This is a genomic window from Wolbachia endosymbiont of Kerria lacca (assembly GCF_051602725.1).
Lineage (GTDB): Bacteria > Pseudomonadota > Alphaproteobacteria > Rickettsiales > Anaplasmataceae > Wolbachia.
Window position 1 is genome coordinate 361,557 of the sequence record NZ_CP192272.1, and the last position, 23,451, is coordinate 385,007.

Genomic DNA, 23,451 nt, shown 5'->3' on the forward strand with positions numbered 1-23,451 from the left:
GCATTGGCTTTAGTTTTAAAAATATAAACTAAAATAAGATGCTAAAAATTCTTGCTTTGCTAGATCTTTTTAGTTACAACACAGTTTAACGTAATGAATACATGGAGTGTGAGTTAGATGCATTGTATTATGTACATCATTCAGAAAGCAATCCTGACTTTTTTAAGAACATATCTAGTTTAGTCAAAAATTAAAAGAAAAGCACACTGTAATCAAAGTTACTTAGAGTTACCGTAAGGTTTCACAGTAAATTGGTTTGGTACAGCTGCATAAGAAACAAATGAAGTAAATATTAAAACTAATCTTCAGAAAAGAGGTTTACAATAAACAATTCAAATATGAATATTAAAATATAGGGGGTGTGTATGCTGAGGACACAACATCGAGTAAGTAATCTAAAAAAAGAGATTAATTCAGAAATCATTGATCGGTTGAAAGAGCAGCTGAATAAGCAACAAAACAGTAAATCTTTTCAATTTAAAAATAGAATAAGACGTCAATATAACCCTAATGATATTAATATTGCCAAGTTGTTTCTTGCGATACGTGAGCATAGAACGGATAATCCTCAGCTAAATAAGATTAGTGAAATTGAAGGGTTAATTACTCAAGTAGAAAATATTAATGATATTGATCTCAATGATGGTGGTAATACACCACTACATGTTGCTGTAAGCAAAAATCATCAAGACATTGTTGAACTTCTTTTGAATGTGTCTGGTATAGACCCAAATATTAAAAATAATCAAGGTAAAACTCCACTAGATATTGCTAAGCAACAAAATAAGGGAGAGATTATTAGGACTCTAGAAGAACATTTAAAAAAATTTCCTGATCAAGTAAAAAGACTTTCTGAACAGGAGGAGGAAGTGCATGAAAAGCTAAGAAAGTTTGTTGAAGATTTTGTTTTTATTTATGAACGCTCTTTATCAGAGTACTATGAGAGACTAGAAAATCAAAGAGGAAAGCAAGGTAAATGGGCTGATTTTGTTAATATGATAATATATACAGGAAAAGGTGGAACAGAACAAGGAGAAGCGGAATCAAAAGTAATTCCTCTTATTGGAATTAACATTCTTCGAGCAACAATATCCAGCATTGGTAGTAGTTATAATAGAGCAGAGCTTAAAAAGCTGATAGATCAATTGTATATATTTAAAAAGGATCCAATCAAAGTCAGGGAAGAGTTAGTAAAATCTGGTGTTGAAATCTTTCAAAGTTTTGAGAGCCAATTTATACAAGTAACAGCAGAAGGAAGTTGGCAGAGAGCAATGACAAAATTAGCAGAAGATGCTGTGAGTAGAGTGGTTGATTACTATAGAAAAAATACCGAAGAAGAGTTTCATGCTAACTCAATTACTAAGGGTATTATTTTTGGAGAATCAAAAAGATATAAACAAACCTCCACTGGTGTTCCTCATATTAAGCTAGGACATACTTTAGAAAGTAAAAATTCATGGAATACTGCAGAATTATTTGACCAAGCGGGATTAGTAACGATAAAGCGTGATGGTAGTGCTGATAAATACTATAGGAGAATAGATGGAAAGAGTGATACTAGCAAATATGGCTATCGTCTTCTTTTTAAATGGGAATTGGAAAGTAAAATAAAAAAATTCGCTAGAGAATACATTGAAGAAAATCCTTCTAGGGAGGAGTATAGGTATATTTTAAAATTAGATGAGGGAAAATGGAAAGATGAATTATTGGATGAGCTTAATAAGCAAGATCCGAAGTTAGTCGAAGAGAGGTTACTAAGTAAATTCAAAGGAGAAATGGAACAGGAAGCTGAAAAAAACTTCAATGAATTAGAGGATTATATAGGTAAGAATTTTAATGAGTTATCAGGTTACATAGAAAGTAATCAAAATGAGATTAAGGGAGTCTTTGATGAATTAATGAGTCAATATCAGGAAGCCAGTAGGCAACGTCACAAGATAGCAGATTCTATTGTAGAAGGAAGGAAAGAAAGTGAAAAAAGTTTCGAGAAAATAGATAAAAAGCTTGATAAGATATATGATGCAGTTGTAGCAAGAGAGCAAGTAAGAAAGCCTATTTGGTTTAATGTGAAAAAGCCAGTAATTTTGTTTGCTGGAAGAAGGGAAGAGTTAATTGACCTACATAATAAGATACAACGTAGTTCAGAAAAAGTAACAGTAATATCACAAATAACCTCAATTAGCGGTTTAGGAGGAATAGGAAAAACTGAGTTAGCTAGACAATATGTTCAAGAATATAGTAAAGATTGTTATGACAACGTTATATGGATCAATGCTGAAAGTGAGATAGCTCTTATTGAATCATTTACTCGATTAGCGAAGAATAAACTAAGAATTGATATAAAAGATGAGAATGGAAAAGAAAAGGATATAAAAGCTCTCATAGAAGAGGTTTATGAATTTTTCAGTAATAGTAAAAGCTTGTTTATTTTTGATGATGCTGAGGAAAGTAATTATTTGAATAAGTTTTTACCAATTCATGATTCATTACCGGGTAGTAATAGACCTTATATTTTAATTACTTCTCATAATCGAGAGTGGGAAAGGGGGATAGAAGTTATTAATCTAAACGAATTAAAGTCAGAAGAAGCGATAGAATTTGTAAAAAAGGGCTTTAGTATAGAAGATGAATCTCAAAATGAAAAGATAAAAGCTTTGGTAGAGAAATTACAACACTTTCCTTTAGCTATACAGCAAGCAATATCATATATTGAAGATCAAAGAGTTACTAGAAAATTTGATATAGATGATTACCTAAAGGAATATGAGAAAAAAGCGAAAGATTTGCTTAATTATGAAGGATTTAGAGGAATTGATAATAACTATGCAAAAACAACTTTCACAACTTGGAAGATTATAACCGATAAGATAGCAAGCAATGAAAAGTATGGAAATTTAGCTTTAAGGATTCTTGATGTTATCTCTTATCTTGCATCTGACAATATTAGTAGAGAATTCTTTTTAGATTTGACAGGAAATAATGAAGAGGAATTAAGGTCTGCTGTTCGTTTACTTATAAAATATTCTATGGTTAATGGTGAACAAGAGCAAGGTGTGTTGAGTATTCATAAATTAGTTCAAGAAGTGACAAAAATAGCGTTAGAAGAAGAGGGTAAAAGCGAAGAAGTTATGAAAGAGACTTTCGAGCTACTCAGAGCAAGTTTCCCTTATGGTAGTGATAAACTAGAAGACTATTTAAAAAAACGAGAATTATTACCGCACTTAGAGGCATTTTTATCACGTATAGATAGTTGGTTAAAAAAGAACCCTCAAGATAAAGAAAAAATAGAAAAGGATTATCTTGAAAATTTGTTGACATGGATGAGTGATGGGTATTTTAATTTGGGTAATCCCAAAAGAGAAAAGGAGTTGCTAGAAAGGGTGCTACCTATTTTAGAGAAGCATTATGGAGAAGAGCATTTAAAAGTAGCTCGAACATTAGTAAATCTAAGTATCAATTATGTAGCTTTAGGTGATCATCAAAAAGCGAAAAGGTTGATAGAGAGGGGTTTAAAAATTGAAAGGAAACATCATGGAGAAAACCATTTTGGAGTAGCTAAAGTATTAGTAAACTTGAGTGTCACTTATCAAGCTTTAGGTGATTATGAAGAAGCAAAAGAGTTGTTAGAAAGGGCTTTACCTATTTTAAAGAAGCATTACGGAGAAGATCATTTTGAAGTAGCTAGAGCTCTAGTAAGCCTAAATATCACTTATACAGCTTTGGGTGATTATGAGAAAGCAAAAGAGTTGTTAGAAAGGGCTTTACCTATTTTAAAGAAGCATTATGGAGAAGATCATTTTGAAGTAGCTAGAGCTCTAGCAGATCTTAGTAATGCTTACGAAGCTTTAGGTGATTATGAGAAAGCAAAAGATTTGCTAGAAAAGGCTTTACCTGTTTTAGAGCATTACTATGGAGCAGAGCATTTTAAAGTAGGGATAATGCTAGAAGATTTAGGTATGTATTATCTAATGTTAGGTGATTATGAGAAAGCAAAAGAGTTACTAGAAAAGGCTTTGTCTGTTTTAGAGAAATGTTATGGATCAGAACATTTTGAAATAACTAAAACATTAGTAAACCTGAGTATCAGTTATGAAGTTTTAGGTTATTATCAGAAACAAAAGAGGTTGCTAGAAAGGGCTTTACCTATTTTAGAGAAGCATTATGGAGAAAATCATTTTGAAGTAGCTATAGCCTTAGAAGATTTAGCTATTGCCGATGGAGCTTTAGGTAATGTTCAGAGAGCAAAAGATTTACTAGAAAGGGCTTCTGCAATATATCAAAGGAGTAAAGTTGAAGAATGTTTGCCGAGTACGAGTTCATTAAGGAACAGAAGAGAAGCAAAAATTGGGAAATGTGAACTGTCTTGGGAAGACGTAGATGAATTCAATACAGAAAAAGATGAGAAAAGAGATTTTAGTAAAATTAAAATAGATAGTAAAAAGTTTATTGACTATATAAAAGATATACCAGAAGAAAAACGTTCTCAGCTAATTGAGCTAGCAGATAAAGTGCAAGTTAAGGGTAGGTTTAGCAATTTGGTCAATAGGCTTACCAGTAATCAGAAGGTCGTGAATCATTTAAATAGAGTAAAGAAAATCTCTAGCATAACTATGCATGGAATGATAGCTAAAAATATTTTAGCTGACTTTTTAAACAGAGATTATCAAGGTGTAGCGATTAATGTTGGCTTTATTGCCGGTGGTCAAGGGTTTGCTAAAGTTGCTGAAGTTGCATCTCGTAAAGGATTAAATTTGCTCTCAGAAGAAAAGGTATTACTTGGTAGGTCTTTAAGAGTTGCATCACCTTTTCTTGCTCGAGGTACTTCTGCCTTTATTATTTATGATTTAGTAAATCAGGTAAAAGCATTTAAAAATGGTACAGAAGGAGCATTGGTTGGCGTAGTAGGAGATAGCATTTACCTGGGAGTTGACGCTGCAGAGATTGGGATTGAAGTTGCTGAAGGTTTTGAAGTATTAGAAGGAGTTTCATCTATTACTGGACCTATTGGAGCAGGAGTCGGCACTGCAGTATTTATTTACACTGATATTTATATGGCAGTAAAGAGAGTTGATAAAACTGATGAAATTATTCACTTAACTAGAGGAGAAAAATTTATTGAAGGTTTACGTGTATTTATAGGTATGCAACCTGAACAATATATAGAAGAGTTAATGGAAGAAAAACAACTTTATAACCAATTAGTTAAGCAAGGATTTGAGTATTTAAAGGAGTATAGTGATATTCAAAGCTATGTATTCCCTACTGGTAAATCAGTTGTGAATTCTTGTCGTACAGTGCCACACCAAGTAAGGCAGTGTGGTGGTGCTGGATTTGGAGAATTATGCATGAGAAGAATTAATGTTACACTTTACACTGAAGAATGCAAAGTTAAGTTTAAGATAGACTTAGACAGTAAAGTACTGCTTGATGGAAAAGGAACCGATATAAAATGGAGTAGAGCAAGGCCGGATAATCCAAGTGGTGGAAAATTGTTTTGTTTCTCGCAGGGAAATGACGAACCTGCTCCAAATTATGGGTCATATTTATGCGAAAATACGATTGGTTTATCTAATAACAAGATAGAAGGATATAATCTAATTAATTTAGGAGAAGGTGAAGATTATGCCAGGGGATTTAAGGATAGTCCGAACGTATTTGTAGTGAATGATGGGTCTAAAGAATATTATGGGGGAAATAAGAATGATATCTTTGTTTTACAGGGAGATCTGATAGAAGGGTCCTTGTACGGAGAAGATGGAATTGATACCTTAGATCTGACTGGATTTGCTCAAGAAGCTGTGAGTGTGAATGTGTATTTAAATACAAATATTGGCACTATTGTGTACAACAGATATGGTTATTCTGGATTTCAAATTAATTCAGTAGAAAGAGTGCTTGGTAGAAAAGCTAAGGCAGATCATATATTTAGTGCATGTGAAACTAAATTCTTGGATGGTAATGGTGGTAAGGAAGATCAACTTGATTATTTGGAAATAAAAGATAATAACTGTGTCTATGATATACAAGTAATAGTTAGAAATTACACTGAAGTAAATAATCTAGCACTCAAAGGTAACTTTAACTATATTGTACCATTTCAAAAAGGTAGTGCATCTGTTAAATTACTTGCTAATTTCGAAAATAACCATAGGTTTATATTCGACTACTTGCTTGCTGATATTCAGAGTATTGATATTAAAGATCACAATAGTATAAAGTTCGATTTTTCCTCAAAAGTTGCAAATAGTAACTTTAGTATATCTATCTCATATAACATAATGAACAATATAATCTATCAATTAAAAGACAGTGCTGAAATAAAAGTAGGTAAGGAAAGAAACTTGTATGCAATACAGAATACTAATAAAACTATTGATGAAATTATAGAAAGTTACCCAGCTATAGCAAATAAACTCAATATGACTATCGCTGTTCAAGATGGTGATGAATCTATACTTGTTGGCTATGGGAAGTGTGAGGTAATTTACAATAATCCAATCTATAACAGTCACTTAATTGGAAATGGTGGTAAAAACATATACGTAATTACTATAGCCTCAGGTGAGCAAAGATATGAACATAATATTTTTTCTATGCCACAAATAAACATCTACAATCCTGATCAAGCAAGTTCTATAGATACGTTAGATTTACGTAACGTGATAAAAATAATACAAGATGATTTGAAAATACATATTAATCTGCCAAGAATTTTTCAAGATGGAAATGATTTGCTAGTTAGGTTAGAAGCAGAAATGGGACAAAGTTTTTTATTAGAAGTGCTAACAGTAAGATTAAAAGACGGTTTGGATTGGTATGAAAATCTTCATATTATCTCAGATAGTGCGCCTATGAAAATAAGTTCTGAATTAGAATTAAAGCCACTACCTTTGATCTTTGAAAAGGATAAAGAAATTATTGTGGTAACGGGTCAAGATGTGGAGAAAGATGCTGAGCTTATCACGCCTAGAAAAGGAGGAAACAATACGTTTGTTCGTAGTAATGGTCATGATCTAATAATAACTAATGCTTTTGATTCGACTATTACTAAAGATGATTTTTGCAGTATTACACTTAGTAAATTCTATAAAACACCTAAGATGAAAACGTTATCAATAAAATTTACTGATAAAGAGATAGTGTTAAAAGATTATGAGAAAGAAATAAGTACAGCAAGAGACGTTAATGTTGTGAAAAAAGAATATAAGGATCAAGTGTACGATGATGTGTTTACAGAAGTCATGTTATCTGATCAACCTCATAGACATAGGCAGCACATTAGAAACCGTAGAATGGTGAGTAGCAGTGCAAAACCATCTTCGTGGATAAATCATTTATTTGGTTGGGTAAAAAGCTCTGTGAGTGGGTTATTAGATTCGAGAGCTGCTCTACCTGAAACTTCAGCAAATTATTCTAATACGTCTGGTACTAGCCAATTTAGTAGTGAAGTTTGTATCAGTAACAATTTTGGTTTAGGATTCTTCTTATTACAAAGTTTCCTAGATAAAAAATATCCTCTTCCTAAGTTTTGTTCTGCTAGTCATGAAGAAGTGCTGGCTGATACACTTAATATAATGGAAGAATTTAAAAAGACACTTAAAAAAACAGCTAAACAATCTGGTGTATCAGTGAAAGGTTTTGACTTTTTTAAAGTGTATTCAGATATAGCAGGTCATGTAAGGAACGAAAGATATTCTAAAATACCAAGTACATTATATTCAGCCGCAGAAGAAGCCTATCCGGAAAATGAGAAGTTTTTGAGTATTTTAAAAGGCAATATTGAAAAGATGTTTGATAAGCAGCAGATAGTTAATGGTGGATATCAACCTAATGACATTGCTGATAATAAACCTAGAAGCTATTTTAATAACACAACAGTGGACAAAAAGCTACAAACCCCAGTTATGGATTATCCGAGTCAATAAAGCTTAGAAATAGAGGACTTTTTCGACTGCATGGAATACGAAACTAATGTTGAAAAAGTATGTACCAAAAAATTTATGGGGGATCTGTGCCGAAGCTCAAATTTATTTTTCAAACAACCAAAAACTGTCTCAATAATCAATTTTTCTCAATAGAATCTTCTCTTTTAAAGAAATCAGTGCGTTTTTCATGCCTTTTTTCACTTGAGTGACGAGTTTTAGACCTCTATCGAAGAGTTTCTCAAAGAGGTCCTTCTTCTTTATCTCTGAACAAAAGTCCTGTCAATTTTTTAGTCAAATTTGGTGTAGGTTTTCTGTCGTCAACGCTGCCTTTAGTTAGCGTAATAACTTGAACTTCGACTATTTCATTGATTACCAGATGCAATTTAAAACCGAACATAGGTAGTCTTTCCTATATTTGCCAACTCTTTGAAAACTTTATTTTTTGCGATCCTTTTTGTGTGGCAAACAGCGATTGCAGTTGTATCAATATAGAGTGATTTTTGCTTGCTCGCAGAACCACTGCAAAAGCATTGCCAAATACCATAAAACCCTGAGTTTTAGAGCAACAAATCTATGATACGAAGGGAGTTTTGAAAACTCAGAACTGTACAATAATTTAAGATAACTCAAGTAAAAAAACTTGAAATTTTTGCACAGCGATTGTGGTAAAGTAAGATTATAGTAAGTATTTCTGGCACGGTAATTTCAGGTATTCTTTTTGTTTTTTTGCCACTTGATAGAAGCTTTTCTGAAAGTTTTTCATCAGCAATGTGACAAAAATCTTCTATAAAACAGTAAAATATCTTTCTTCATGGATAACCTCTTAATTTTTGCTAAAATACCTGAGTTTACCCTATTCCTCTCTTTATTAATTCTACTTTCTAATCCATAACTGGGGTTAATAAGATTACTGAACTTGCTAAAGGAGTTGGTGCAGAAATTTTATATCTACCTCCTTATTCTCCAGATTTTAACAAAATTGAGCATAATTGGTTTGCTATAGAAAATAGAATTAGGAAAAACATTCCTCTATTCACATCTTTTCGTCATGCTGTCGATTCTTACTTCTTATGATTTTTTTGGACTATTATGGGAAGGGCTATATTTTAACAGTTTTAAAGCTGAAATAAAGAATATAGGTGTAACCACCGAAAAAGACTTTTTCTTATCAAAAAAACACCGTAAAACCCCATCCTTCAGGGCGGGGATATAAGGCGGAAGCGGGTGTTGACACCGAATATGCACAAAAGCATAATAGATTTAGCGGCAGGGCATGCCGTGTTGTGCCTGTGGAGGGGATAGTGCATTTAGCCTCCCGATGAAGCAGGAACCCACCGAGATGATTCAGACTTCGGTCTGAACGTGGTAGGAATCCTTGCCCTTTAGGGCGGGGAGGATGTCAACACACGAAGGCACCTCCCCTTCCTTTTTAATAAAAAATATCTATATACCTATTATAATATACGTAAATGTATATTATGCAAAATATAAGCAAGGTTATGCGCTGCTTAAACTTCTCTAATTAGTGACACTCAACTATAAGAGTAGCTTGCATAGCAAAGAAGATACTAAGTATCTTCTTTGCTATAGTTTCATTAGATTTAGATCTGATGACAACTCAGATAAATCGTTCAGCCCTTCCTGGAGCTGAGACGTAATAGAATTTAATTGATCACTAAATTTTACATCCTGTTCAAAGCTCCAATCACTTTCCCTACATTTACTAATGCATGCACTACGTAGTTCGTTATTATCCTGATGACTTTTAGGACATGCGCGTATGCAATGGTAATATTGTTCATACGCTTCTTCTCTAGTATTATACGCAGCAGCACTTTTTGTATTACTTTTCATAATATTCTCCTTAATTAAAAAACTAGTATAATATTAACATGTAACTATGAATTTTATACTAAATATAGTACATCTTCTTTTCAGAACAACATAAAAAATCAAACTACCCATACCCTCTCCTAGCATTTGGTTAACCAGCAATCATTTATCGCTCTGCCGTAAGAAGTGTAGCCACTGCCAAGTATAGCCCTTCCCAGGTTTTGTTGAATGGCAAGGAATAAGGAGGAGTAATGAAAGGAATTTACGAGGCAAATTTGAAAATAGGCATACCTATATCAGTAAAGTTATTAATAAAATAGCATTTTAAAAGCACCTCTTGAGAGCGATTTACCTCAGATTTATTCTTAAAACTAAATCCAAATGTTTTTTTGAGCCTCAGGAAAAAACTCTCGATACGTGAACGTATTTCATACCTTGTCTTCTTTTTCCAGTGGGTAAGTTTTCCTTATACTAATGTTGTTGTTTCTTTCTGATAGATAATCTATATTGCTGCAGATTTTTGCATTTTTTCTTGGCTTTATGATGGGTTTCAAATTGTATTGATTGCACAACTTATATAAATTATCTGTATCATAAGTTCCATCTGCACGCAGAGACTTAATCTTATAGATATCACTCATTTCCTTTAGTATTTTAGATGCTATCATGTGAAAGAAAATTAGTATATCGAACTGCTATTGCCTTTTTGCTGTTTACGTCCAAAGCAACATATAGCTTTCTTATTTGATCTGTACCATTATACTTCCTTATCTTGGCGTTATCTTTGTTATGTTGAGTACTGTTACTATAAATATGCATTACAGTACTATCTATAGCAATTTCAATATTCTCTATGTCATTTTTATCTGTTCTGTGGTCACATAGTTTCAAATTAAGTTTGACGAGAAGCTTGTGAATACTTGGAGATTCTTCACTATACTTTGTAAATATCCTTTTATAAATCCAACTGCTTGCCTTAAGCCTATTCCAAATAGATTAACGACTATACGTACTGCAATAACAACCTTATCGCTATAAATCTCCAGGAATTTTTTCTGAACTTTCGTACCAGTTTTCTATAGCTTCATCGATAAAATGAAAGACATTTCCTCTTTTTTCTAAAAATTGATTATACTCTTTAATGATTACTGACCTTCATCTTCTTTGGCATATACTCTACACAATGTTCATTTCTTAATAAAGTAACCACTTTCTTTAGATTTTCTCCCTTTTTTCTCCCATCTCTACTCGCTATGCAACAAAGCCAACTCAGGTTACCTTACTATGTTGTCATCATCTTTGAGTAAGTAATGTTAATAAAAAATGAGTAAATGATCTATTTAATATTAAAAAGATGTTGAATATGGATAAATTGAGTCAAGATACAAAAAAAAAGCTGCATTTTTGGTGGCTTATAACATTAATAGTATGTATTATTGCTACCTATTACTACATGAAGTCAAAAGCTGCAGATAATTATAAAACGATATTACGCATTGCTTCTCAAAATTGTAACTTAGAAACTGTAAAATTCTCAGTAAAAAATTTATTAGATACTGATACACACATGCCTAAGTTAACTGCGTTACATTATGCTGCAGAAGGGGATATTTAGAGATAGTTAGGTTTTTAATAGATGAGGGAGTTAACGTAAACATTATTAACAAGTATGTAAGCACAGCACTACATAATGTTGCATATTATGGTGATTTAAGGATTATCAAATTTTTGCTAGAAAAAGGCGCTAATCCTAACATTATAAACGATGATGGAAAAACCTAGAAATGTAGCTGTGTTAAGGTCAAGGCATAACAAAGATAAGCCCTACGATCAAATATTCAACCACTATGGATTTTAATCCATAGTGGTTGAATGCTGAATGACTTTAAGTTTAAAATTGAGAAAGTAGTTGTTATATATATCAGCAAGTATGAGTTAAATTTGTATTATGGACTTGAATAAATTTACCGAAAAAGCAAAAAGCCTAATCCAGAGCGCTCAAATGAAAGCATTGGGAGCTGGGCATCAGATTTTTATGCCTGAACATTTACTTAAAGTAATGCTTGAAGATGAGTCAGGTTTAGTTCAGGATTTGATAGGCACCTGTGATGGAAATGTTCAGAATATTTCTGATGCTGTGAGTAGTACAATTAAAAAGTTTCCAGTGGTTGGAGGACCAGGTAGTGTTGGACTTCAGCTTTCAAGAGAGGTAGAAAAAGTTTTTGATGATTCAATTGGTATTGCGAGGAGAAATAAAGACACATTTGTTACTGTTGAGCGGTTGTTGCAGGGCCTTGCTGCACAAAAAGATGAAATTGTAGGTAAAATTTTAGCAGAAGGTGGTGTAACACCGCAAAAATTAAATTCAGTTATTGCAGAAATGAGAAAAGGTGGCAGTGCAGACTCTCCAAATAGCGAGGAAAAATTAAATGCGGCAAAGAGGTATACAAAAGATATTACAGAGCTTGCTATGCAAGGTAAGCTTGATCCTGTAATTGGTCGTGATGAGGAAATCAGAAGAACTATGCAGGTATCGTTGAGGCGAACAAAAAATAATCCAGTACTGATAGGTGAACCTGGTGTTGGAAAAACTGCAATAGTTGAAGGTTTAGCAAACAGAATTGTTGCAAATGATGTACCACTTGGTTTGCGTGATGCAAAAGTTTTAGCTTTGGATCTTGGTGCATTAATTGCTGGAACAAAATTGAGAGGGGAGTTTGAAGAGAGACTAAAAGCAGTGATTAATGAGATTTTAAAAGCAGAGGGCAAAGTTATTTTGTTTATAGATGAGCTTCATACTTTAGTGGGAGCAGGAGCGACAAGTGGTGCGATGGATGCTTCAAATTTGCTCAAGCCTGCTCTTGCGCGTGGAGAAATTCGCTGTATAGGGGCTACAACTTTGGATGAGTATCGTCAACATATAGAGAAAGACCCTGCGCTTGCAAGGCGTTTTCAGCCTGTGTTTATTTCTCAACCGACTGAGACTGATACTATTTCAATACTGAGGGGTTTGAAGGAGAGGTATGAGGTGCACCATGGTATTAGAATCACAGATGGTGCAATAATCGCTGCTGCAACGCTTTCTAATAGATATATAACAGATAGGTTTTTACCTGATAAAGCGATCGATTTAATTGATGAAGCAGCAAGTAGGGTTAGAATTGAAATGGACAGCAAGCCTGAGGTTGTTGATGAGCTTGAAAGAAAGATTATACAGCTGAAAATTGAGTCAGAGGCTTTGAAAAAAGAAAGTGATGAAAACTCTAAGCAACGTTTAAAAAAGATAAATGAGGAAATTGAGAGTCTAAACAGTAAATTTGCTGACTTAAGCAGTAAATGGCAGATGGAAAAGAATAAAATAGCTAAAATACAAGAAACTGCTGAAAAATTGGATAATGCGAGGAAAGAGCTAGAATTGGCTCAGCGGAATGGAAATTTAGGAAGGGCAGGGGAATTGATGTATGGTGTGATTCCTCAACTTGAAAATGAGTTAAAAAATCAGGAAAAAGTTACTGATAGTTTCCTAAAGAAAGAAGTTACTGAGAGTGATATTGCAAATATTGTTTCAAAATGGACAGGCATTCCAGTTGATAACATGATGCATAGTGAAAAGGAAAAGCTCCTTAACATGGAAAATGAAATAGGAAAAAGAGTAATAGGGCAGAGAGATGCAATTGAAGCGATAAGTAATGCAGTAAGGCGCTCCCGTTCTGGTGTTCAGGATACTAATCGACCTTTTGGTTCATTTTTATTCTTAGGTCCAACCGGAGTTGGAAAAACAGAGTTAGCAAAATCTCTTGCCGAATTTTTGTTTGATGATCAATCAGCACTTCTACGCTTTGATATGTCAGAGTATATGGAAAAACACTCCGTTTCAAAGTTAATTGGTGCGCCTCCAGGATATGTTGGTTATGAACAAGGTGGCAGATTAACCGAAGCAGTAAGGAGAAGACCATATCAGGTAATTTTGTTTGATGAGATAGAAAAGGCAAATCCAGATATATTTAATATACTACTGCAGATTTTGGATGAAGGTAGACTAACCGATAGCCATGGCAAATTAATTGATTTTCGTAATACCATACTAATTTTAACTTCTAACCTTGGAGCTGAGATGATGCTAAGAGGAGCTACCGAATCTGTGAAAGATGAGGTGATGAAAATAGTTAAGTCAGCGTTTCGTCCAGAATTTTTAAATAGACTGGATGAAATTATTATATTCCACAGCTTAACCAAAGATGACATTGATAAAATTATAGATGTTCAATTCTCTTATTTACAAAAGATGCTTGCTAAGCGTAAACTGAGTATTAGTTTATCGCAAGAAGCTAAAGAACTAATAGCACAAACTGGATATGACCCTGAATATGGAGCGCGGCCTCTGAAAAGGGTAATACAAGAATGCATTCAAAATAATCTAGCTAAGTTAGTTTTATCTGGGGAAATAGTAGAAGGAGATGAGCTAATAGTGTATACTTCTGGTAACGAAATCTTAGTTAAAAAGATCTAGATTCGCTGTGTATTTTTGTTTTGAAAAATGTGTATAAATCATAATGTTAATGTTGAGTCTTTATTTAAGCTAGTTGATCAAGGGAATAAAAAAGAGAAAGAAAAAATTAAAGAGTTTATACAGTACTTTTATAATTTTGTTTATAATAGTGACCTAAAAGTCAACGATAAATTTCTTTTATACATTGCAGAAGATGCATACAACTTCATTCTTAAAAAAGAAAAAGAAGAAAGTAAATTGGCAGTAAGTAATGTAAATGATATTTCAGGAATAGAAGGCAATTTCACTATAATTAAAATCACAAATTATGACATGCCCTTTTTAGTGGATTCTGTCATTTCCACTATTAAGTCAAACGGTTTAACTATATGCTATTATAGTAACAGCATAATTAATGTTCAAAGAAAAAATAGCCTAATAGATAAAATTCATCTTTTAGAAGAAAGTAATGGAATCAAAGAGTCAGTAATATATGTAATTATTAAAGGCATAAGCGGTAGCTTTGTTGATACACTAGAAGAATCTCTACGAAAGACGCTAAAAGCAGTTAACTGCGTTGTAAAGGACTGGCAATTGATGCTCAAGAAGCTTCTTGAGCATCCGGCATTGGATGCTGGAGGCAGAGATTTTCTAGCTTGGTTGAAAAATAACAATTTTGTATTTTTAGGTTATCAAGAATACATTACTAATAAAGAAGGGAAGCTTGCTCTAAGTGGTAAGGAGAGCCTCGGGTTAATGAGAGCAAGTGAAGAGTACCAAAATTCATCAATTTTTTCTGAAAGCTTGAATTCTTTATACATACTAAGATCAGACCTAATCTCAATAGTTCATCGGCGTACCTATATGAATTGTATAGGAGTGAAAGAATTTAATGATCAGGGTGATGTAATAAGGGAAAAGCATTTTTTTGGGCTATTTACTTCTATAGCAGAAGTGCAAGATATTCGAACTATTCCGGTAATAAAGGATAAGGTTACAACAATAGAAAAAAAGGCAGGATTTGTTCCTGGTGGCCATAACAATAAAGCTTTAATTTCCATTTTACAGGCATTTTCTTGTGACGAATTATTCCAATCAAATGAAGACGAGTTATTTGAAATTTGCACCTCGATCATGTCTCTTGCGATTAGACCAAGAGTCAAATTATTTTTGAGAAAGGTAGGGAACTTTATTAGTTGCATAGTATTGATACCGATGCGTTATGCTAGTGCAAGACTAATGTTTAAGATACGCGATATATTGAAAGATGAAACGAATGCAGAAAGTTCAGATATTTATAACAATCACATTATCAATGAATATGATTTGATGAAATTACACGTGGTGCTAAGAACCAAAAGCGCTAGCATTTTTGATGATGAAGTTTTGCGTATCGAAAACAAGTTAAGAAACATTACAGAAAAGTGGGAAGATCGTTTTATAGACAATTTATATAATACTTTTAGCACTGTTGAGGATATATTTATCCGCTATTGCAAGGCATTTCCGATAAGTTATCAAGAGAATTTTGAACCTCATGATGCGTATTATGATATGAAAAAATTGGAGATAGTGAGAAAGAAAAAAGTCAGCGAAGTTGATTTGAGGCTTACTCGTGACAATCTCAACTATCAATTGAAGGTTTACACTCCAAGCAACGGAGGCCTTGAATTGTCAAAGATATTAAAGGTTACTAAGAATTTAGGGGCTAAGATTCTATCTCATAATGGTTATTATATAGAAATCAACGGTGGAATATGGATACATCATTTTGTGTTGTCAAGAGTTGATGAATTAATAGACAACATTACTTTAAAAGAGCAGTTTGAGGTAACACTTGTAAAAGTGTTCAGCAAGGAAATAAAAAATGACTATTTTAACAGCTTGATCATTATTGCTGGGCTCGAGTGGAAGGAAGTGCTTCTGATTAGAACGCTAAGCGCCTACCTAAAGCAGACATCATTTAGCTATAACCCAGAATATATCCAGAAAGTAGTATCAGAGTATCCAAAAGTAGTAAGGTATTTAGTAGAATTATTTCATTCAAGATTTGATACTAAAATAGATATTGATAGGGCAGAAACTACTAGCATTTTGATAGAAAAAATTGAAGAACTACTAAAAGAGATCAGCAACGTTTCACATGATTACGTTTTGCGTTCGATATTTAACTTGATAATGGCAATTTTGAGAACCAGTTATTATCAAGATGATAAGCCATACTTATCTATCAAATTTGATTCAAGTAAAATAAATGGTTTACCTGACCCGCGCCCATACCGTGAATTGTATGTTTATTCAAACCTTTTTGAGGGAATACATCTAAGAGGAGGGAAGTTGGCTCGTGGTGGTTTGAGATGGTCGGATAGAACGGAAGATTTTCGCACTGAAGTTTTGGGACTCATGAAAGCCCAGATGACAAAAAATGCGGTCATTGTACCTGTTGGCGCAAAGGGTGGGTTTGTAATAAAGCAAGTTTATAAAGACAAAAACATTTTAAGGGAGAAAGGTGTTGAATGCTATAAGAATTTCATCAGAGGAATGCTTGATATTACTGATAATGTAGTTGATGGCAAAATAACTCCACCAGAAAATGTGATTAGGTATGACGAAGATGATCCATATTTGGTAGTTGCAGCAGATAAAGGCACTGCTTCATTTTCTGATTATGCAAACGAAATATCCTCTGAATGTAACTTTTGGCTCGAAGATGCATTTGCATCTGGTGGATCAGCAGGTTATGACCACAAAAAGATGGGTATTACAGCAAGAGGTGCATGGATTGCAGCACAGCGCCATTTTTGGAGAATGAATAAGGATATTTACCAGGATACAACTGTTATTGGAATTGGAGATATGGCTGGCGATCTATTTGGGAACGGCATGCTGCTTTCAAGAAATATGAGTTTAATTGGAGCATTTAATCATATGCATATTTTTGTTGATCCAAATCCTGATGCGGAAAAGAGTTTCGTGGAGCGTAAACGGCTCTTTGAATTACCGTTTTCCACTTGGATGGATTACAATAGAGATTTGATTTCTCATGGTGGCGGGGTATTTGAACGTAGTAGCAAACAAGTAGAAATTTCTCAAGAAATGAAAAAGTGCTTTGATATAACGGAAGATACATTATCTCCAAATGATTTGATTCGATATTTGCTCAAGGCAAAAGTGGATTTCATATGGAATGGAGGAATTGGCACCTTTGTTAAGGCAAAAAGTGAAAGCCATGGCATGGTTGGCGATAAAGCAAATGATGAATTAAGAGTAAACGGTCATGATATTAGAGCTTCTATGTTTATAGAGGGTGGCAACCTTGGTTGCACGCAGCTTGGAAGGGTAGAATACGCTAAAATAGGTGGGTATATCAATGCAGATTTTATTGATAATTCAGCAGGAGTAATATGTTCTGATCTTGAAGTTAACATCAAGATTGCTTTTGTTGCAATTATGAAAGAAGGGGGAATTTCCTTGGAAAAAAGGAATGAAATACTGGCTAGCATGATAGATGAAGTTGCATCTAAGGTACTTGAAAACCATAACAGGATTGAAACAAAAGCATTGCTTCTTGAGTGCTTGCAAGCTAAAGAAAAGTTGGAGCAGCACCATAAATTATTACTCAGTTTAGAGAAATTTGGGCTGCTAAACCGAGATGTAGAATTTCTTCCAGCTGAAGAAGAGGTAGCAAGAATGTTAACTGATGGAGAAGGTTTCTGTTCTCCTCAGCTTTCTGTTCTGATGTCTTATGCAAGAACAGCAATAAAAAATGAAGTTATACACTCTGAGCTACCTGAAAAAGATTTTTTGTGCCGTGATTACTTACTAAATTACTTTCCACAAAGGATGGTAACAGAGTTCAAGGATTCCATATTGAAACACCAACTTTGTAGGGAAATTATTTCTACTTGCATTACAAACGATGTAGTAAATAGGATGGGCTGTATATTTATTAATAATTTGGTTGAGAGTACTGGAATTAAAGTACATGAAGCAGTTAACATATATATCGTTGTTAATCACCTATATAATTTAAGTAGCCTTTGGCAGAAAATTGATGAATTGGATGGAAAAATTGATGTTGATTCATATTTGCAAGTAGTGAGAAGTGTGCAAAAATTTATTGGTAGGGTATCATTTTGGTTAGTAAAAAATCTTGGTAAGCTTAATCTTGTAGAACTAGATGGTGTTACAAAATTTAGGGGTGCAATTGAAACTTTAGGCCATGATATTTTAGATGATCGCCTGTTAAAGATCTATGATCATGGATTAACCTCTTTGGTAGAGCTTAACATAAATAAAGATCTAGCAAAAAAGGTTGCTGATTTACGTATTCTTATTTATGCGCTGGACGTTATATCTATTGCTGAACAGACATCTTTATCAATCTTTGAAGCTGGTAGAATATACTTTAAATTAAAGTCGCTGCTAAGGTTTGATATGATTAGAACAATTGCTGTCAAGATTAAAAGCCATTCTTCTTATTGGGATCGCAGCTTAATTAATGATTTATTAGATGATTTAAGCAATTATCATCATAAGCTAGCTGTTAAAGTTATAAAAGCTACTGATAATCATATAGATAAGGTTCAAACTTGGGCTCTTAATGATAAGGATTATATAGAGCGTTACAATAGCTTTTTAGATGAGATGGTTGCTTCTAAACTTGATTTAAGTAAATTAATACTCATAATCAGGAGAATTAAAGTACTTGCTTCATAGGAAAAATGTTTAATATAGGTCTTTCAGAAATTTTAGTTGTAGCTTTAGTGAGTATAATTGTTTTTGATAAAAGTAAAGTACCTGTATTTCTTAATCTTATTAAAAATATATATAGGTATTTCTGGGTTGTAAAATCAAGAGTTAGGAAATTGTTGAAGGATACCGGAATTAAAGAATTATATGAAGGGCATAACGTTGAAAAAGTCAATTACATAATTGGTGAAGATGGCAAGCTTTATCCTACTTACAATGTAGATAGTACAAAAAATGACAGCAAAAATCCTAGTAGTAGATGATATACCATCTAATGTTAAGCTTTTGGAGGCTCAGCTAAAAGCAGAGTACTATACAGTTATTGTAGCTTATGATGGCGAGGAGGCGATAGATTTAGTAGCGGAACAGCAGCCAGATATTATCTTACTTGATGTCATGATGCCAAAAATGAGTGGTTTTGAGGTTTGTAAGAAGCTAAAGAATGATCCCTTAACGACTTATATTCCAATCATTATGGTAACTGCGCTGCATGACACTCATGATAGAGTGGAAGGAATTAATGCTGGTGCGGATGACTTTCTAACTAAGCCGATAGATGAAACTGCTTTATCTGCAAGAATTAAGTCTCTTGTGCGCTTAAAGATGATAATAGATGAGTTGTGCTTGAGAGGAGAAACTAATGCTGAGATTGGTGGAGTAGCAGAAAGCAGTATTATGGATTATTCTAATCAGATTTTTGATGCTAACATACTTGTTGTAGATGAGGACACCTTTCAAGCAGAGCAGATACACAATGTTCTAAAGCAACGCTTCAGATCAATTAAAATACTGCACGATCCAAAAGAAGCATTAAAGGTTGGTATTAAGGATAATTACGACCTGATTATTTCTGACATGCAGTTTTCAAAAACTGACGGCCTACGGTTGTGTTCTAAGTTTCGTAGTAAAGTAGAAACACGTTATACACCAATTCTGATCCTTTCTGAAGATTATGATAAAAGCAATTTAGTAAAGGCACTTGATGTAGGTGCTAATGATTATTTAACAGTACCTTTAGATGAGAGTGAATTAATAGCTAGGGTTAATTTGCAAGTGAAACGCAAAAGGTATCAAGATGCCTTGAGAATGAATTTATTTAATAATGTAGAAATGTCTATAAAGGATCCATTAACTAACTGTTATAATAGAAGATATTTTGATGCACACTTAAGAAATATTGTTAAGGATTCTGTGGAAAAAGATAGAAGTTTATCTCTTATGATACTTGATATAGATTATTTTAAGATGGTGAATGATAACTTTGGGCATAATGCTGGAGATGAACTTTTAAAGGAAATACAGAAAAGAATTTCTGAAAATATCAGAGTGACAGATTTATTAGCTAGGTTTGGTGGTGAGGAATTTGTTGTTGTAATGCCAGATACCAATGTATCAGATGCGTATACTATTGCAGAGAGAATAAGGAAAATTATTGCCAAAGAACCTTTTATACTTGTGGGTAAAAATACAACCCATAATGTAACTGTGAGCATTGGAATTTCAGCAATGCAAAGATCTGACCTTGATGATGTTAAAAAATTTATAGTACGTGCTGACAAATATTTATATAAAGCAAAAAACAGTGGTAGAAATAGAGTGGTTACTGGTTGAAGTTCTTTCAAATAAGTAGTAACTAAGATTCAAATGATAGCATAAAATTTCTCAACTCCGGAAATTTCGCATTTAACTGCAGAAATAGATATTTATTTAAAAAATACCCTGTAATTTTTAACCCTAGTCTGAATTCTTGATATGAGTAGCTATTTTGTAGGTTGTTATTGTATACATCATGCAACATCTGTGGAAAAGGTAGTAATTTATCTGCATAACAGTCACCTACTTTTTTTGACACTGCTCTACCAGTTTTTGGAGAAATAAATTGTAGATTTTTTTTCACACCTGTTACAGCACATTTTGATAGGTCTAACTTAAATCCAAGTTGCGTAAGAAGCAGAAGCTCTAAGTTAAGGTAATGACTTTGCCAAAACTGGCTATTATGTTTTATTACATCGATGAAGTGTCTAAAATTATCATATAACTTGATGCAGGATTCACTTTCTGGAAGCACTTTTTCTAATATAGACGAGAAAGAAACAATAGCAATGCTTTTTAACCTATCTTGAAAGAAATGATGAAATGGAGATTCAATCAATTCGCACTTTAAAAAACCTAGATTTTCAGGTAGCTTAGCACTCCATTCTGCATGTAATAGATTACTTATTTGAAACTTATAATTGCTATTGTTTGTTAACCTAGTTAATCCTCTGCACTTTCCATGATTTTTTGTAAATAGAGAAAGAATTAAATTTTTATCACCGTATTTTTTAACAGCTATAATAACACCTTCATCTTTCCATCTCATTCAGAGTATATTGACCATATGATATTATAGAGATAATAAAATTAGTGTAGCAAATTTGAGTTTAAGTCAACTGAAATATATTGACTTTATGTGCAATATTAGCTTTAAACCAGTAAAACAAGCTGCTTAACATATGCGCCCTCTCTATTTTAATTATACTCTTCTTTTGTTTCTATGTTGTTTTTTGCTTTTTTCAATGAAAGCCCAAACGGATGCTTCGTCAGTTATTCCTATACCACAAAGAAAAAAAGAATTAGTTGAGTTAGTACAACCGAGGCAAATTATTGAAATACAGGAAATTGATGAGGGTATTCCAATTCCCAAAAGAAAAAAGGGTGTAGAAAGAAAACTAAGAGAAGACATCAAAGAGGTGAAAAATGAAATAAGAGATAAGAAAAATATTGAGAACAAAGATGATGAATTGGCTGTAACAGAAATTATTAATTCTATAAGGGATAAACTGACAGAGTGTTGGAGAATTCCTGAGAGCATAGTTTATAAAGAAAATTTTAGTATAAAAATTAACTTATTATTATCCAGTAAAGGCGAGATCGTTGTAGCCAACGTAGCAGATAGTAGTTCTTATCAAAATAATCCTTTTTTTAGATCAGCAGCAGATAATGCAATGCGTGCAGTATATAAATGTAGCCCGTTAATTGGCTTACCTGCTGAGCAGCATCACATTTGGCGCGAAGTCACGTTAGATTTTATTGTCCCAAATTTAGGAGAAAAACACTGGACTTAAAGTCCATCCTTTTAAGAATATAATTTTAAGGTGAAAAATCTCAAAGAATGTGGAATATTATAGAAAAAGCAGTCACTCTGTATATATATCACATAGTGTGGATAACAAAATATCGATATCCAGTATTAGTTGGAGATATTGGATGGCTTTGTTGCATGGCTACCAATGAGAAGGTGTGATATAAGGGATTTACGAGGCAAATTCGAATAGGCGGGAATGTTCAAAAAAGTGTGTCAAGCCGCATTTTTAGTTCAACTCAATTTTCAATCTGTTGGGAAAGAAGATGTCAAGTTGAGACATAGTTAAAGCCCAATTAGGGAGAGCCATAATCCACTTTTGCTCCACTTTTTTTATAGCACAATATACCAACTTATACAAGGCATTTGTACTGGTAAATGAGCCCTTGGTTTTAATGAATTTCCTGATTCGTCTATGCAACCCCTCAATTGGATTGGTGGTATAAATTAGCCTTCTAACAGGGCCAGAATACTTAAAATAACCAGACAAATTTTCCCAATTGTTTTGCCACGATTTTATGACCAAAGGATATTTTTCACCCCATTTTTCTTCCAGCTCAAGCAAATAATTTTCAGCGATTTCTTTACTTGAAGCACGATATATTTTTTTCAAATCATTCATGAAAATTTTCACATCTTTGCTGGATACATATTTCAATGAATTTCTTATCTGATGCACTATACATATTTGTACTTCTGCTTTGGGAAATACACTATTTATAGCCGCAGGAAAACTTTTTAGACCATCAACACATGCAATCAGAATATCCTCTACCCCTCTCTCTTTTAGGTCATTTAACACTCCTAACCAGAACTTCACTTTCGGCTAAATAAAAGCCTAGTACTTCTTTTCTGCCATTTTGATCTATGCCTAATATATTATACATGCATTTACTTACGCAATGCCCGTCCTCCTTGACTTTGAAAAACATGCCATCCATGAATACTATTGGATATACAGATTGCAGTGGACGACTGCGCCATTCATTGATTAACGGCAGTAATTTGTCGGTAATACTTGATATCTCTGCTGCAGATATTTTGTGATCATAAATTTCCTCAACGTGTGACGCTATATCTCTATAGCTCATACCACTGGCAAATGTGCTCAAAATCTTCGTTTCAAGCTCTGGATGTAAGCTTGTTTGCCTTTTTTTCACTATTTGTGGTTCAAAACTTCCTTCTCTGTCTCTTGGTGTCAATAGTTCAAATGAACCTGCGCTTGTCTTCAAAGTCTTGCCATTCCTCCCGTTTCTACGATTGTTTTCTTCACTTCCAGCAGATAAATGGGTTCTGTCGCATCTATAAATCCTGGTATGTAACATTTG

Annotated in this window: 8 protein-coding genes and 6 pseudogenes; 9 read left to right on the plus strand and 5 right to left on the minus strand. The window is 33.4% G+C overall.

Going from position 1 to position 23,451, the window contains the following annotated elements; translation table 11 throughout:
* Positions 1-365: 365 nt before the first annotated feature.
* Positions 366-7,925, plus strand: coding sequence for a tetratricopeptide repeat protein (locus tag ACQ4M0_RS01690; protein ID WP_438456527.1), 7,560 nt, complete (start codon positions 366-368; stop codon positions 7,923-7,925).
* On the opposite strand, the pseudogene ACQ4M0_RS01695 reads toward ACQ4M0_RS01690, so the two are convergent.
* Positions 7,919-8,728, minus strand: a pseudogene (locus tag ACQ4M0_RS01695) (IS982 family transposase). The gene ACQ4M0_RS01690 and the pseudogene ACQ4M0_RS01695 overlap by 7 nt on opposite strands.
* Before the next feature lie 97 nt (positions 8,729-8,825).
* Between ACQ4M0_RS01695 and ACQ4M0_RS01700 the strand changes: the two are divergent.
* A pseudogene (locus ACQ4M0_RS01700) lies at positions 8,826-8,999 on the plus strand (transposase); the annotation flags it as partial.
* A 510-nt stretch (positions 9,000-9,509) separates the two neighbouring features.
* Here ACQ4M0_RS01700 and ACQ4M0_RS01705 read toward each other — a convergent pair.
* Together ACQ4M0_RS01705 and ACQ4M0_RS01710 are read right to left on the minus strand one after the other, a co-directional pair.
* Positions 9,510-9,779, minus strand: a complete 270-nt coding sequence (locus ACQ4M0_RS01705) for a hypothetical protein (RefSeq protein WP_019236515.1) — start codon at positions 9,777-9,779, stop codon at positions 9,510-9,512.
* 241 nt (positions 9,780-10,020) lie between these two features.
* Positions 10,021-10,929, minus strand: a pseudogene (locus ACQ4M0_RS01710) (IS5 family transposase).
* A gap of 192 nt (positions 10,930-11,121) precedes the next feature.
* On the opposite strand from ACQ4M0_RS01710, the pseudogene ACQ4M0_RS01715 reads away from it, so the two are divergent.
* The 5 genes and pseudogenes from ACQ4M0_RS01715 to ACQ4M0_RS01735 all read left to right on the plus strand — a co-directional run bounded on the left by ACQ4M0_RS01715 (position 11,122) and on the right by ACQ4M0_RS01735 (position 20,610).
* Positions 11,122-11,616: pseudogene (locus ACQ4M0_RS01715) on the plus strand (ankyrin repeat domain-containing protein).
* A gap of 90 nt (positions 11,617-11,706) precedes the next feature.
* Positions 11,707-14,268 carry an ATP-dependent chaperone ClpB gene (gene clpB / locus ACQ4M0_RS01720; protein WP_438456528.1) on the plus strand — a complete coding sequence of 854 codons (2,562 nt, stop codon included), beginning with the start codon at positions 11,707-11,709 and terminating at the stop codon, positions 14,266-14,268.
* A gap of 27 nt (positions 14,269-14,295) precedes the next feature.
* Positions 14,296-18,966: an NAD-glutamate dehydrogenase gene (locus ACQ4M0_RS01725; protein WP_438456529.1), complete on the plus strand. Its 4,671-nt coding sequence runs from the start codon at positions 14,296-14,298 to the stop codon at positions 18,964-18,966.
* Positions 18,967-18,971: 5 nt separating this feature from the next.
* Positions 18,972-19,262: a Sec-independent protein translocase subunit TatB gene (gene tatB / locus ACQ4M0_RS01730; protein ID WP_007302915.1), complete on the plus strand. Its 291-nt coding sequence runs from the start codon at positions 18,972-18,974 to the stop codon at positions 19,260-19,262.
* Entirely contained in the window at positions 19,234-20,610 is a 1,377-nt protein-coding gene (locus ACQ4M0_RS01735; RefSeq protein WP_007302914.1) for a PleD family two-component system response regulator, read from the plus strand. Before tatB ends, ACQ4M0_RS01735 begins: the two co-directional genes overlap by 29 nt.
* Before the next feature lie 22 nt (positions 20,611-20,632).
* Here the strand turns inward: ACQ4M0_RS01735 and recO are convergent, their stop codons facing one another.
* The gene (gene recO, locus ACQ4M0_RS01740) at positions 20,633-21,361 is read right to left on the minus strand and encodes a DNA repair protein RecO (RefSeq protein ID WP_438456530.1); all 729 of its coding nucleotides are present in this window, start codon (positions 21,359-21,361) and stop codon (positions 20,633-20,635) included.
* Positions 21,362-21,557: 196 nt separating this feature from the next.
* Here recO and ACQ4M0_RS01745 point away from each other — a divergent pair, with 196 nt between their 5' ends.
* Positions 21,558-22,106, plus strand: coding sequence for a hypothetical protein (locus ACQ4M0_RS01745; RefSeq protein ID WP_438456531.1), 549 nt, complete (start codon positions 21,558-21,560; stop codon positions 22,104-22,106).
* Positions 22,107-22,155: 49 nt separating this feature from the next.
* Positions 22,156-22,249: pseudogene (locus ACQ4M0_RS01750) on the plus strand (IS200/IS605-like element ISW1 family transposase); the annotation flags it as partial.
* Between the two features lie 103 nt (positions 22,250-22,352).
* On the opposite strand, the pseudogene ACQ4M0_RS01755 reads toward ACQ4M0_RS01750, so the two are convergent.
* Positions 22,353-23,412, minus strand: a pseudogene (locus ACQ4M0_RS01755) (IS256 family transposase); the annotation flags it as partial.
* Positions 23,413-23,451 lie beyond the last annotated feature (39 nt).